This is a genomic window from Duganella sp. AC917 (assembly GCF_979258245.1).
In genome coordinates this window covers 6732700-6745082 of sequence record NZ_OZ409848.1, presented here as the reverse complement: position 1 = coordinate 6745082, position 12383 = coordinate 6732700, and the positions used below count along the sequence as shown (strand labels likewise).

Annotated in this window: 15 protein-coding genes; 13 read left to right on the top strand and 2 right to left on the bottom strand. The window is 64.8% G+C overall.

Translation table 11 applies throughout. The features are described from left to right. Positions 1–400, bottom strand: a 400-nt coding sequence (locus tag ACZ0BA_RS29495) for a DJ-1/PfpI family protein (protein ID WP_463454680.1), incomplete at its 3' end; no start/stop codon positions are given. A gap of 96 nt (positions 401–496) precedes the next feature. Here ACZ0BA_RS29495 and ACZ0BA_RS29490 point away from each other — a divergent pair. From ACZ0BA_RS29490 to ACZ0BA_RS29480, 3 genes are all read left to right on the top strand, one after another. Beyond that, positions 497–1123: a cysteine hydrolase family protein gene (locus ACZ0BA_RS29490; protein ID WP_463454679.1), complete on the top strand. Its 627-nt coding sequence runs from the start codon at positions 497–499 to the stop codon at positions 1121–1123. 86 nt (positions 1124–1209) lie between these two features. Then, on the top strand, positions 1210–1389 hold the full coding sequence (locus ACZ0BA_RS29485; RefSeq protein WP_315218649.1) for a type II toxin-antitoxin system HicA family toxin: 180 nt from the start codon (positions 1210–1212) through the stop codon (positions 1387–1389). A 24-nt stretch (positions 1390–1413) separates the two neighbouring features. Beyond that, complete coding sequence (locus ACZ0BA_RS29480; RefSeq protein ID WP_463454678.1) at positions 1414–1830, top strand: type II toxin-antitoxin system HicB family antitoxin; 417 nt, start codon at positions 1414–1416, stop codon at positions 1828–1830. Positions 1831–1842: 12 nt separating this feature from the next. On the opposite strand, the gene fliE is transcribed toward ACZ0BA_RS29480, so the two are convergent. Further along, positions 1843–2187, bottom strand: coding sequence for a flagellar hook-basal body complex protein FliE (fliE, locus tag ACZ0BA_RS29475; RefSeq protein ID WP_463454677.1), 345 nt, complete (start codon positions 2185–2187; stop codon positions 1843–1845). 235 nt (positions 2188–2422) lie between these two features. Here fliE and fliF point away from each other — a divergent pair, with 235 nt between their 5' ends. The 10 genes from fliF (at position 2423) to fliO (ending at position 12374) form a co-directional block, all read left to right on the top strand. Next, positions 2423–4171 (top strand): flagellar basal-body MS-ring/collar protein FliF, encoded by a 1749-nt coding sequence (gene fliF / locus ACZ0BA_RS29470; RefSeq protein ID WP_463454676.1) that lies wholly within the window; start codon positions 2423–2425, stop codon positions 4169–4171. Then, positions 4164–5162, top strand: coding sequence for a flagellar motor switch protein FliG (gene fliG, locus ACZ0BA_RS29465; RefSeq protein WP_090322347.1), 999 nt, complete (start codon positions 4164–4166; stop codon positions 5160–5162). The genes fliF and fliG overlap by 8 nt, the downstream gene beginning before the upstream one ends. Then, positions 5155–5910: a flagellar assembly protein FliH gene (locus ACZ0BA_RS29460; protein WP_463454675.1), complete on the top strand. Its 756-nt coding sequence runs from the start codon at positions 5155–5157 to the stop codon at positions 5908–5910. Before fliG ends, ACZ0BA_RS29460 begins: the two co-directional genes overlap by 8 nt. Position 5911: 1 nt before the next feature. Beyond that, positions 5912–7351, top strand: a complete 1440-nt coding sequence (gene fliI, locus ACZ0BA_RS29455) for a flagellar protein export ATPase FliI (RefSeq protein WP_463454674.1) — start codon at positions 5912–5914, stop codon at positions 7349–7351. 36 nt (positions 7352–7387) lie between these two features. Beyond that, entirely contained in the window at positions 7388–7828 is a 441-nt protein-coding gene (fliJ, locus tag ACZ0BA_RS29450) for a flagellar export protein FliJ (protein ID WP_090322363.1), read from the top strand. Positions 7829–7864: 36 nt separating this feature from the next. Continuing rightward, positions 7865–9529: a flagellar hook-length control protein FliK gene (locus ACZ0BA_RS29445; protein WP_463454673.1), complete on the top strand. Its 1665-nt coding sequence runs from the start codon at positions 7865–7867 to the stop codon at positions 9527–9529. Positions 9530–9723: 194 nt separating this feature from the next. Next, on the top strand, positions 9724–10239 hold the full coding sequence (gene fliL / locus ACZ0BA_RS29440) for a flagellar basal body-associated protein FliL (protein WP_463454672.1): 516 nt from the start codon (positions 9724–9726) through the stop codon (positions 10237–10239). Positions 10240–10267: 28 nt separating this feature from the next. Further along, positions 10268–11248 carry a flagellar motor switch protein FliM gene (fliM, locus tag ACZ0BA_RS29435; protein ID WP_209726591.1) on the top strand — a complete coding sequence of 327 codons (981 nt, stop codon included), beginning with the start codon at positions 10268–10270 and terminating at the stop codon, positions 11246–11248. 44 nt (positions 11249–11292) lie between these two features. Further along, a complete protein-coding gene (gene fliN / locus ACZ0BA_RS29430; protein ID WP_090322382.1) occupies positions 11293–11724 on the top strand; it encodes a flagellar motor switch protein FliN in 432 nt (143 codons plus the stop codon). Beyond that, positions 11721–12374, top strand: a complete 654-nt coding sequence (gene fliO / locus ACZ0BA_RS29425; RefSeq protein WP_463454671.1) for a flagellar biosynthetic protein FliO — start codon at positions 11721–11723, stop codon at positions 12372–12374. Before fliN ends, fliO begins: the two co-directional genes overlap by 4 nt. Positions 12375–12383: the final 9 nt, after the last annotated feature.

The window sequence follows — 12383 nt, the reverse complement described above, 5'->3', positions numbered from 1 at the left end:
CGGATTGCCAGTGGGTGGAGGCGGTTTTACCGTCCAGCAGGCCGGCCTCCGCCAACGGAAACGCGCTTAGGCACAGCCCCACTACCCGGGCGCCGCGTGCATGGGCGGCGCGCAAGGCGGCCAGCAGCGCGAGTGGCGCGGGCCGGCAATCGCTGTGCCACGACGGCATGATGACGATATCGGCGTCGTCGAGCGCCCGCAGGTCGAAATCGGTGGCGATGGCGAAGCCGGCGGAGGTGCGCAGCGGCGTGCCATCGGCCGCGCAGACGCGCACGTCGAAGCCCGCCTGCCCCGCTTCCTGGCCCGCTTCGAACACCAGGCACGGCACGGACAGATGGAAAGGCGTGATGCCGTCGAAGGCGATCACGGCGACGCTGATGGGACGGTCTGAAGTAGTCATGGCCCGATTATATCGTAACAGTGCCTTCGGGCCACTGGCTACTCGCGCGGCATGGGCCGACAATGGACCCATCATCCACCACCCAAGGAAGCCACCATGTCCACCTCCCCGCGCCGCGCCCTGCTCGTCATCGACGTGCAAAACGAATACTTCACCGGCCAGTTGCCGATCGAGTTCCCGCCCGTATCGACGTCGCTGCCCAACATCACGCTGGCGATGGACAGCGCCACGGCGGCGGGCATCCCGGTAATCACGGTCCAGCATGACGCGCCCGCCGAGTCCCCGGTGTTCGCGGTCGGCTCCCCGGCATGGCAATTGCACCCGGATGTGGCAGGCCGCCGCGCCGACCATCACATCCACAAGCAAGCCTCGAGCGTGTTCGCCGGCACTGATCTGGCGCAATGGCTCAAAGACAAGCAAATCGACACCCTGACCATCGCCGGCTACATGACGCACAACTGCGACGCGGCAACGATCTACCACGCGGCGCACGACGGTCTGACGGTGGAGTTTTTGGCCGATGCGACCGGCTCGCTGCCGTACCAAAACGCGGCGGGCAGGGCCAGTGCTGAGGAGATCCACCGGGTCTACAGCACGGTGTTTCATTCGAACTTCGCGGCGGTGACCTGCACCGCCGACTGGGTAAAGGCCGTGCAAGAGGGCAAAACCATCGAGCGCGACAACATCTACCTCTCCAACCAGCGCGCCCGAAACCAGCATTAACATTAGCCGAGATTTTTTAAACACATCTGTTATTTAAAAACAGATGTGTTGTATGATGATCTCCGTGGCCAACGCCCGGAGGGCTCATGAAATACAGCGAATTCCGACGTTGGCTGGAACGGCAGGGAGCGAAGTTTACGCCTGGCCGAGGCAGTCACTACAAGGTTACGTTGAATGATCGAATCTCTACCTTCCCAGACCACGGAGCAAAGGAAATCAGCAAGGGATTGGTTGAGCGGATCAAAAAAGACCTTGGCTTAAAGTGACCCCCATAGCGAACAGGAGAAAACATGTTGAATTACCCCATCACTGTGGCGCGCGACGAGGCGAGTTTTCTGGTCGACTTCGCCGACTTCCCGGAGGCGCATTCGGTGGGCGAGACCATGGAGGAAGCCCACCGCGAAGCCGTGGACGGTCTCATTACCGCCGTGGAGCTCTACATGGACGACCGGCGGATAGTGCCGATGCCATCGGCTGCGGGTGAAGGACAGCACACTGTGCCGCTACCCGCGCTGGAAACCGCTAAGGTGCTGTTGTGGAATGAAATGCTGCAGCAAAAGATGCGCAAAGCGGACCTGGCCCGCAAGATGCAAGTGCATCAGCCACAAATTGACCGCCTGTTCGATTTGCGTCACGCGACCAAACTGGACTTTGTAGAACAAACAGCCGCCGCGTTGGGCCGCCGCCTGACGGTCGAACTGGTGTAACGAAACTTACTCTTACACCTGCATATTCATGATCTCGTGATATGACGAGACCAGCTTGTTGCGCACCTGGATCGTTGCCTGGAAGTTAATGCTGGCCTTTTGCATGGCGATCATCGTGTCCGACAGGCTCACGCTGTCGTCGCCCATGGCAAAGCGCTTGCCCATGTCGGCCGCCTGCACCTGGCTGGCGTTGACCGCCTCCAGCGACTTTTGCAGCGCGTCCGAGAACTGCGCCTTCGGTACCGCCGGCGCCTCGGTCTGGATCACCGGCGGCGTCAGGCTCGGGCGCGTGGCGTGCGCCTTCAACTGGGCGATCATGGCCTGGATCTGGCTGCTGTCGATGCCACCTGTTTTCATCTCAAACTCCTATCTGTTGCTGTCGCGAAACAAATTTCTCGACATGTCCGAGCCCGGCGTTACAATACGGAACGGCTCTATCAGTCCTGCCAGAATACCAAGCGCGGCGCAATAGCACACCCACGAGCAAGGCGGTAAAGGGCGCTCTATTCCAAGCATTAAATTTCCCGGCAACAAGCAATAATCTGTTCTGCACTCCCCCATTTCAGACCCAGTTACCCGGAACCCAACCATCATGGCCGCAGCCGAAGCAATCGACAACGACATAGCAGCTCCGCCAGCACCCGGCGACGACGGTGCGGAACGGCTGCCTTTCATCCGGACCCCAATGGGCCGCAACTTCATGCGCGCGGCCGCCGCCGCCGCCATCGTTGCGGTAGTAATCGGCCTGTACCTGTGGAATAAACCGCCCGATTACGGCGTGCTGTTCTCCAATTTCACCGACCGCGACGGCGGCGCCATCACGGCCGAGCTGGACAAGCTGAACATCAAGCACAAGTTCTCGGACAACGGCGGCGCCATCCTGGTGCCAACTGAGCAAGTCCACGACGCCCGCCTGAAACTGGCCGCGCAGGGCTTGCCCAAGGGCGGCAACGTCGGCTTCGAGCTGATGGAAAACCAGAAACTGGGCGTGTCGCAGTTCCTCGAACAGGTCAACTACCAGCGCGCGCTCGAAGGCGAGCTGGCGCGTTCGATCCAGTCGCTGGCCGCCGTCGAGAACGCCCGCGTCCACCTGGCGCTGCCGAAACCGTCCGTGTTCGTGCGCGATCAGCAAAAACCGACCGCGTCCGTGCTGCTGACCTTGCATCCGAACCGCATGCTCGACCCGGCCCAGACCGCCGCCATCGTCCACCTGGTCGCCTCCAGCGTGCCGGAACTGATGCCGGCCAACGTTACCGTGGTCGACCAGGCCGGCAACCTGATCTCGGACCAGAACAAGAATGGCAACGGCGGCCTGAACGCCAAGAACATGGATGAAACCCAGCTCAAGTATGTCAAGGACATGCAGCTGCAGGTCATCAAGCAGGTCGAGTCGATCATCATCCCTATCGTCGGCGAAGGCAATGTGCGCGCCGAAGCGACCGCCGACGTCGATTTCTCGAAGATCGAGCAGGCCGCCGAGACCTACAAGCCGAACTCGCCGCCGGCCGCTTCGGCCATCCGCAGCCAGCAAAGCAGCGAAACCAGCGGCGACGGCAACGTCAATTCGGGCGGCATTCCGGGCGCGCTGTCTAACCAGCCGCCGGGCACCGCCACCGCCCCGCTCGACCAGGCTGTCGCCAACGGCGCCAACGCGCCGGCGCCGGGCACGCCGCCAGGCGGCGTCAACGCCAACGCGGCCGGTCCGAAACACAAGGAATCGACGACCAATTATGAAGTCGACAAGACCGTGCGCTACGAGACGCGCGGCATGGGCGGCCTGCGCCGCATGACGGTTGCCGTTGTGGTCAATTACAAACGCATCATCGACAAGGACGGCAAAGTCACCATTAAAGCCTATACTCCTGAAGAGATGTCCAAGATCAACGATCTGGTCAAGCAGGCCATGGGCTACAACCAGGACCGGGGCGACGCCGTCAGCGTCGCCAACTCGCCGTTCGACGGCGTCGACCGGCCGTTCGAGCCGGCCCTGGACTGGTGGCGCGATCCGGCCAACCTGCCGATGGCCAAGGACCTGGCCAAGTTCCTGATCACCGCGCTGATCCTGCTGTACATCGTGCTGCGCATCGTGCGTCCGATGATGCGTCCGGTCTTCAAGAAGATCGACGAGATCAATGCGCCGGAGCCGGAACCGGAAGAGCCGGAGGAAGTCGTCGAGGAAGGTCCCGACGAGGCCCTCATCGCCGAGGAAGAACTGCGCAAGATGGAAGAGAACACCGTCAAGACTTACCGCGAAAACCTGGCGATGGCGAAAAAACTCGCCGTCGAGGACCCACGCATCGTTGCCAACGTGATCAAGGAATGGATAGGCGCAAATGACTGAGAATACCGGACTCCAGAAGGCCGCCATCCTGATGCTGGCGATGGGCGAGAGCGAAGCGGCCGAAGTGATGAAATACCTCGGCCCGCGCGAAGTGCTCAAGCTCGGCGCGGCCATGGCGACGATGAAAAACGTGCCGCACGAGGAAGTCGTCGGCACCCTCGACAACTTCCGCGAGATGGTCGCGGCCGCCTCCACCGTGGGCCTCGACTCCGACGAGTACATCCGCCAGGTGCTGACCAAGGCGCTGGGCGACGACAAGGCCTCGGTGCTGCTGTCGCGCATTTTGGGCGGCAAGGACGCTTCCGGCATCGAGTCGCTCAAGTGGATGGATTCGCAATCCGTCGCCGAGCTGATCCGCAACGAGCACCCGCAGATCATCGCCACCATCCTGGTCCACCTCGAGCGCGACCAGGCCTGCGAAATCCTCAGCCACTTCACCGACCGCCTGCGCAACGACGCCGTGCTGCGTATCGCCACGCTCGACGGCGTGCAGCCGGCCGCGCTGCGCGAGCTGAACGACGTGCTCACCAAACTGTTGTCCGGTAACGAGAACATCAAGAAATCGTCGCTGGGCGGCGTGCGCACGGCCGCCGAGATCCTCAACTTCATGAGCGGCGAGCAGGAAGGTTCTGTGATGGACAACATCAAGAACTACGACAACGACATGGCGCAGAAGATCATGGACGAGATGTTCGTGTTCGACAACCTGATCGATATCGACGACCGCGGCATCCAGTTGCTGCTGCGCGAAGTGCAGTCGGAAATGCTGATCATCGCGCTCAAGGGCGCGTCGCAGGAGTTGCGCGACAAGATTTTCAAGAACATGTCGGCGCGCGCCAGCGAGATGATGCGCGAAGACCTCGAATCGAAAGGACCGGTGCGCCTGTCCGAAGTGGAAACCCAGCAGAAGCAGATCCTGCAAATCGTCCGCCGCCTGGCCGACGAAGGCCAGATCGTGTTAGGCGGCAAAGGCGAGGATTCGTTTGTCTAATTTGCCAAAAGAGCAGCAAACCGCATTCCAGCGCTGGGAAATGCGCTCGTTCGGCGACGAGCGCCCCAGCGTGGTGGCGCTGCGCGACGCCGAACAGCGCGAACGCGACGCCGAGGACGCCCGTGTCGAAGCCGAGCAGCGCGTGCACGAGGCACTGCTGGAGCATCAGGAACTGCTGGAAATCGGCCCGCCATTGCCGCCGCCGCTCGACTACCCAACCGTCGAGGAACTCGAACAGATCCGCGAAGAGGCGCGCCAGTCCGGCTACGAGGAAGGCCACGCGGCCGGCCACGCCGACGCCCTTGCCGCCGGCGAAGTCGCCACCAAGGAAGAACTGCAACAGATGCGTGCGCTGGCCGACGGCTTCAGCGGCGCGCTGCGCGACGCCGACCAATTGATCGCCAACGACGTGCTGGACCTGGCGCTGCAGCTGGCCAAGGGCATGCTCAAGAACGCGCTGCAGGTCAAGCCGGAACTGGTGCTGCCGATCGTGCGCGACGCCATCGACTACCTGCCGGCGCTGCAACAGCCGGCGCAACTGCACCTGCATCCGGACGACGCCGTCATCGTGCGCGCCGCCATCGGCGAGGAGCTCGACAAGGGTGGCTGGCGCGTCATCGAGGATGCCAACGTCGGCCGTGGCGGCTGCAAGGTCGACACCGCCAGCAACCAGATCGACGCCACCGCCGGCGCCCGCTGGCAACGCCTGAGCCACGCGCTCGGCAAAGAAGTGGATTGGCTGGACTGACATGAGCGCCGCCCGCGACAAAAACCCCAACGACGCGGATGCCGCCGCCAGCCCGTCCACGCATGCCGGCCGCTGGAAATCGTACCTGGGCGACTGCGGCGCGCTGGTCGGCTTCGTCGAACCGATGCAAATCTCCGGCCGCGTCACGCGCGTTGCGGGCCTGGTGATGGAAGCGGTCGGGCTGCGCCTGGCCGTCGGCGCCGCCTGCACCGTGCCGCTGCCCGGCGGCGGCAAGATCGAGGCCGAAGTGGTCGGCTTCGAAGGCGACCGCCTGTTCCTGATGCCGCAAAGCGATGTCGAAGGCGTGGTGCCCGGCACCCGGGTGTTCCCGGTCGAGCCGGCCATTCCGAAACCGGGCACCGTGGCCCATCCGCGCCGCCGTCCCAGCGACCGCGCGCGCCACCTGCCGGTCGGCCCGGAACTGCTGGGCCGCGTGCTCGACGGCGCCGGCCGCGTGCTCGACAACCTCGGCCCGCTCAACGCCTCCGACAGCGCGCCGATCAACACCCGCCCCGCCAACCCGCTCGGCCGCGCGCCCATCGTCGACACGCTCGACGTCGGCGTGCGCTCGATCAACGCCATGCTGACGGTCGGGCGCGGCCAGCGCATGGGCCTGTTCGCCGGCTCCGGCGTCGGTAAATCCGTTTTACTCGGCATGATGGCGCGCTACACCGAGGCCGACGTCATCGTCGTCGGCCTGATCGGCGAACGCGGACGCGAGGTGAAAGAATTCATCGAGCAAATCCTCGGGCCCGAGGGCCTGGCGCGCTCGGTGGTCGTGGCCGCGCCGGCCGACACGCCGCCGCTGATGCGCCTGCAAGGCGCGGCCTACGCCACCGCCATCGCCGAACACTTCCGCGACAAGGGCCAGAACGTGCTGTTGATCATGGACTCGCTGACCCGCTACGCCATGGCGCAACGCGAAATCGCGCTGGCCATCGGCGAGCCGCCGGCCACCAAGGGTTATCCGCCATCGGTGTTCGCCAAGCTGCCGGTGCTGGTCGAACGGGCCGGCAACGGCGAGGTCGGCGGCGGCTCGATCACCGCCTTCTATACCGTGCTGACCGAGGGCGACGATCAACAGGATCCGATCGCCGACTCGGCGCGCGCGATTCTGGACGGCCACATCGTGCTCAACCGTCGCCTGGCCGAGTCCGGCCACTACCCGGCCATCGACATCGAACAGTCGATCAGCCGGGCCATGCACTCGATCACCACGCACGAGCACCAGCAGCGCGCCCGCCACCTCAAACAGCTGTTTTCGCGCTACGAGCGCAGCCGCGACCTGATCAGCGTGGGCGCCTACGCCCCCGGCACCGATCCGGTATTGGACCAGGCTATCGTCCTGCACGATCGGATAGAGAACTTCCTGCAACAGCAGATCACCGAACGGGTCACCATGGACGAGAGTTTGGGCCAACTTACCTCTCTGTTCGACTGATGGACGCGGCACGCCGCCACCTATAATTGATTCACTATGGCATCTAAAGCGCAACTTGAAACATTGATCGACCTGGCCCGCCGGGAGACCGACGATGCGGCCAAGCGGCTGGGCGCGTCCCTCAAGGCGGTCGACGAGGCCACGCAAAAGCACCAGATGCTGGTCGGCTACCGCGACGAATACGTCAAACGCTTCGAGGAGGCGCAGGCGGCCGGCATCACGCCCATGGCCTACCGCAATTTCCAGGCCTTCATGGAAAAGCTGGACGTGGCCGTCAAAGGCCAGCTGGAGATGATACGGCACGCCGAATACCGCGCCGACCAGGAAAAAGCCGCGTGGCAGACCGCCGAGCGCAAGCGCATGTCCTACTCCACCTTGAACGAGCGGGCGGACGCCGAGGCGCTCAAGCTGGAGAACAAGCGCGACCAGAAGCAGATGGACGAACACGCAGCACGACAGGCTTATTACAAGCGTTGACCCCAATTAGTTGAACCCTACCGACACGGCGCGATCATGCAAACCTCCAATCTCCAACTCCCGACGCTGAACGCCAACGCGGTCTCGGCGCCCAAGGCCAATCTGAACCTGGGCGCGGGCGGCGACAACAACGCTTTCAAGCAGGCGCTGTCGCGCGAGATGGGTCAACGCCAGTCCAGCAACGGCAACATGATCGCCAAGACGCCGGACCGTCCGGCGCCGGCGTCGCGGCCATCGGCGCCGAAGCCGACCGCGCCAGGCAAACCGGCACAGCCACAGAACCAGCACGCGGACGCGGCCGACAAAGCCGCCCAGCCAGCCACGCGCGCGGACGCTGCGGTCGTTACCTCAGCGTCGGCCTCAACTAAAACCAACGCCGGCGACAGCGGCACCGATGGCGCCACCGACAGCGCCGCCAGCGATGCCCAGGCCGCCAAATCGGCCGATCCGGTGGCCGATATGCTGGCCCTGGTGGCAGCGTTCAATCAACCGCCTGCGGCGGCCGCCAGCGCCAGCACCGACGCCTCGGCCGCGATCAGCGGCAACACCGGCGCCAGTGCGGCAGCCCTCGCCGCCGAAGCGGCCGCGCTGGCCGCCGAGCTGGCCGCCGCCAAAGCAGGCGATGCGGCCACTGGCGCGGATGCGGACGCCTTGTCGACCGCCCCGACCGACACCGCTGACGTCGCCGCGCTCGACGACGCCGCGCTGCTGGCCGCCAAGGCCGGCGCCAGCGCCGACGCCGCCGCCGACTTCAAGGCCGCGCTGACCAACGCCGGCGCCACCGCGCAGGCAGCGGCCGACGCCGCCGCAGCGGCAGCGGGTGCCAAGGTCGCCGCCGATGCCACCAAGGCCGCCGGCAAGCTGATACCGATACCGGCCGACGCCGTCCGCGGCGGCATCGCCGCCGGCACCACCGCGGACGCGGTTGGCCTGGACGACAAGGCCGGCGCCACCGCCGTGTTGAAGGATAGCGCCGCGACGAGCGCCGATACCGGCGCCGCAGCCTCCAACAAGGCCGCGCCCGCCGCCGACTTCCAACAACAACTGACCCAATCACAGCAGGCACAAGAGCATCAGGCCGACGCCGCCCTGGCTGCCGCAGCGCCACGCGCGGCCGCCGCCAACGCCGAAGCCTTGAGCGTGCCGAAGGAAACCGCCGCCGCCATCGCGCCAACCGCGCAGGCCGCGCTGGAGACCGCCAAGGCGGCCGTCGCCGCGCCGACGGACAAGCTCACCAGCCGCGTCGGCACCCAGGCCTGGGACCAGCAACTGGGGCAGAAAGTCATCTTCATGGCCGCCGGCGGCGAGCAGAGCGCCACGATGGAACTGAATCCGCCGGACCTCGGCCCGCTGCAGGTCGTGCTGAGCGTGAACAAGGACCAGGCCACCGCCGCCTTCAGCTCGGCACAGCCGGAAGTCCGCCAGGCGCTCGAGGCGGCCTTGCCGAAACTGCGCGAAATGATGAGCGAGGCCGGCATCCAGCTCGGCAGCGCGACGGTATCGGCCGGAATGTCGGACCAGAACAACGGTTTCAATCAGCAAGCCGCTTCTATGCAAAACGACAACGGTAGCCAGCGCGGCGGTCGCGCCGGCGGCAGCGGTCTTGCCGGTCGCGGCAACGGCGACGACGGCGGCAATGCCGCGCGCGCCAGCGCCCCGGCGCGTCGGCTGCCGGCCGGCGCGGTCGACACCTTCGCCTGAGCGGCGGGGGACGGCGGCGCGGTGCCGCCGGTTTAGTTGTCGGTTCAACTATGGAAGCGTCGAGCAGCCACTGGATCACCATTCTTTTCGGCATTTCCAACCGCGCAGGCACAACCGATAATGACATAATGCAGGAATGATCCATTCGTCCCGTACGGGCAAAGGCAAGGGTAATTTTGAAAGCGAATCCAAAAATGAAAGCTGATCAGAAAGTTGAAGCGCCGGCAGGTGGCGGCAGCAAAAAACTGATCATCATCATCGTCGCGGTGGTGCTGCTGCTCGGCGCCGCCGGCGGTGGCGCGGCCTGGTTCTTCATGCACGGCAAGGAAGACGCGCACGAGGAAGAAGACAAGCCGGTCAAGAAGAAATCGGCCAAGAAGGCCGGCCCGTCCGAGTACATTCCGGTCGAGCCGTTCACCGTCAACCTGCAACCGGGCGAATCGGGCGTCAGCGACCAGTATCTGCAACTGGCGTTCACGCTGGAAGTGGCGAGCCTGGAAGAGGCGGACAACGTCAAGAAGAACATGGCCAAGGTGCGCAACCGCGTGCTGCTGCTGCTGTCGAGCAAAAAAGCCGCCGACATCAATACGCCCGAGGGCAAGGTCCAGCTGTCCAAGGATATCGCCGAGCAGTTGTCGGAACCGTTCGAACACCGCGGCGACAAGCAGGACATCATCGATGTGCTGTTCACGTCGTTTATCATCCAGTAAGCAGCAGTTGACAGGCAAGTAATCCACCATGGCCGATAATTTTCTCTCCCAGGAAGAAGTCGATGCCCTTTTGAAGGGCGTCAACGGCGACCAGGACGACGCCCAGCAGCAAGAGGACGTGGCCGGCGTACGGACCTACAACCTGGCCACGCAGGAACGCATCGTCCGTGGCCGGATGCCGACCTTGGAGATCATCAACGAGCGTTTCGCGCGCTTGCTGCGCGTGGGCCTGTTCAACTTCCTGCGCCGCAGCGCCGAGGTCTCGGTGGGCTCGGTGCGGGTCTCCAAGTACAGCGAATTCATCCGCAACCTGGTGGTGCCGACCAACCTGAATCTGGTGCACATGAAGCCGCTGCGCGGCACCGCGCTGATGGTGTTCGATCCGGGCCTGGTGTTCCTGCTGGTGGATAACCTGTTCGGCGGCGACGGCCGTTTCCACACCCGCGTCGAGGGCCGCGACTTCACCCAGACCGAGCAGCGCATCATCCTGCGCATCCTCGATATCGTGTTCGAGGCCTACACCAAGTCGTGGGAACCGGTCTATCCGGTCGAGTTCGAGTACATCCGCTCGGAGATGAACACCCAGTTCGCCAACATCGCCACCCCGAACGAGGTGGTGGTGGCGTCGACCTTCACGGTGGAGCTGGGATCGGTCTCCGGCCAGATCCACTTCTGCATGCCGTATTCGATGATCGAGCCGATCCGCGATTCGCTCACGTCGAGCCTGCAGGGCGAGGCGCTGGAAGTCGACAAGCGCTGGATCCGCCTGATGACGCAGCAAATCCAGATCGCCGAGGTCGAAGTGGTGGCCTCGCTGGGCACGGCCAAGGTCAATTTCGACGAGATCCTCAACATGCGGGTGGGCGACATCATCCCGCTGACGATCCCGGAACTGATCTCGGCCACCGTCGACGGCGTGCCGGTGATGGACTGCAGCTATGGCGTGATGAACGGACAATACGCGTTAAAGGTCGAGAAACTGCTCGCCAATACCGATAACCTTAAATAAGACCGGCGCGTTGGCCGCCGGTGACCGCAACACAGGAGAGAAACATGTCGGACAATCAAGACGACGATCAAAGCATGGACGACCCTTGGGGCGCCGCGATCGCCGAGCAAGCCCAGGCCGAGGCCGAGGCGCTGCAGGCGCAGCAAGCGCAGCAGGCGGCCAGCGCGGCCGTCTTCAAGGACTTTTCCGGCACGCCGAGCAAGACCGAGACCCACAACGATATCGACTTCATCCTCGACATCCCGGTCCAGCTGACGGTCGAACTGGGCCGCACCAAGATCGCCATCAAGAACCTGCTGCAACTGGCGCAGGGTTCCGTGGTCGAGCTCGACGGCATGGCCGGCGAACCGATGGACGTGCTGGTCAACGGCTGCCTGATCGCCCAGGGCGAGGTGGTGGTGGTCAACGACAAGTTCGGTATCCGCCTGACCGACATCATCACGCCTTCCGAACGTATCCGAAAACTGAATAAATGAAGCACGGACCGACCCTTACCCTGATCCTCGCGGCGGCCCTGGCCGCCGCGCCAGCAATGGCCCCGGCCGCGACGGCACAGACCGCCGCAGCACCCGCTCCGGTCGTCGCGCCCGCCGCCGACAAGGCGCCCGCCAGCGCCGCGCCGGTTGTCGTCACGCCGGCGGGCAGCGAGACGCCGGTGGTGCCGGCGGCCGAACCGGCCCCCGCCCCCTCCGCTGCCGCCGCACCGGCCGCGCCGGCTACCGCACCGGCGGCCACCCGGCCCGGCGCGCTGGCGATGACGATTCCGACGCCGCCACCGGCGGCCGCCGGCGCGGGCAGCCTGATGCAAACAACCTTCGCGCTGCTGTTCGTGCTGGCGCTGCTGCTGGGCGGCGCCTGGTTCCTCAAACGCTTCGGCCCGAAGAACCTGGGCGGCGCCGGCGGCACCGTCAAGCTGGTCGGCTCGCTGAGCCTGGGCACGCGCGAGCGCATCCTGGTGGTCGAAGTGGGCGATCAATGGATCGTCGTGGGCGCCTCGCCGGGCCGCATGAACGCGCTGGCGACGATGCCGCGCCAGGAAAGCGCGGAAGCGGTCCCGGCCACACTGCAGTCGGCCAACTTCGCCGAATGGTTCAAACAAACAATCGACAAGCGCAATGCCAAATAAACAGCAGTG

Bases quoted from the DNA above. Each gene is read 5' to 3' on its own strand.
- fliE (WP_463454677.1), bottom strand. From the start codon at position 2,187: ATGAAAACAGGTGGCATCGACAGCAGCCAGATCCAGGCCATGATCGCC.
- fliG (WP_090322347.1), top strand. From the start codon at position 4,164: ATGACTGAGAATACCGGACTCCAGAAGGCCGCCATCCTGATGCTGGCG.
- ACZ0BA_RS29480 (WP_463454678.1), top strand. From the start codon at position 1,414: ATGTTGAATTACCCCATCACTGTGGCGCGCGACGAGGCGAGTTTTCTG.
- fliN (WP_090322382.1), top strand. From the start codon at position 11,293: ATGTCGGACAATCAAGACGACGATCAAAGCATGGACGACCCTTGGGGC.
- fliM (WP_209726591.1), top strand. From the start codon at position 10,268: ATGGCCGATAATTTTCTCTCCCAGGAAGAAGTCGATGCCCTTTTGAAG.
- ACZ0BA_RS29445 (WP_463454673.1), top strand. From the start codon at position 7,865: ATGCAAACCTCCAATCTCCAACTCCCGACGCTGAACGCCAACGCGGTC.
- fliL (WP_463454672.1), top strand. From the start codon at position 9,724: ATGAAAGCTGATCAGAAAGTTGAAGCGCCGGCAGGTGGCGGCAGCAAA.
- fliJ (WP_090322363.1), top strand. From the start codon at position 7,388: ATGGCATCTAAAGCGCAACTTGAAACATTGATCGACCTGGCCCGCCGG.
- fliF (WP_463454676.1), top strand. From the start codon at position 2,423: ATGGCCGCAGCCGAAGCAATCGACAACGACATAGCAGCTCCGCCAGCA.
- fliO (WP_463454671.1), top strand. From the start codon at position 11,721: ATGAAGCACGGACCGACCCTTACCCTGATCCTCGCGGCGGCCCTGGCC.
- fliI (WP_463454674.1), top strand. From the start codon at position 5,912: ATGAGCGCCGCCCGCGACAAAAACCCCAACGACGCGGATGCCGCCGCC.
- ACZ0BA_RS29485 (WP_315218649.1), top strand. From the start codon at position 1,210: ATGAAATACAGCGAATTCCGACGTTGGCTGGAACGGCAGGGAGCGAAG.
- ACZ0BA_RS29490 (WP_463454679.1), top strand. From the start codon at position 497: ATGTCCACCTCCCCGCGCCGCGCCCTGCTCGTCATCGACGTGCAAAAC.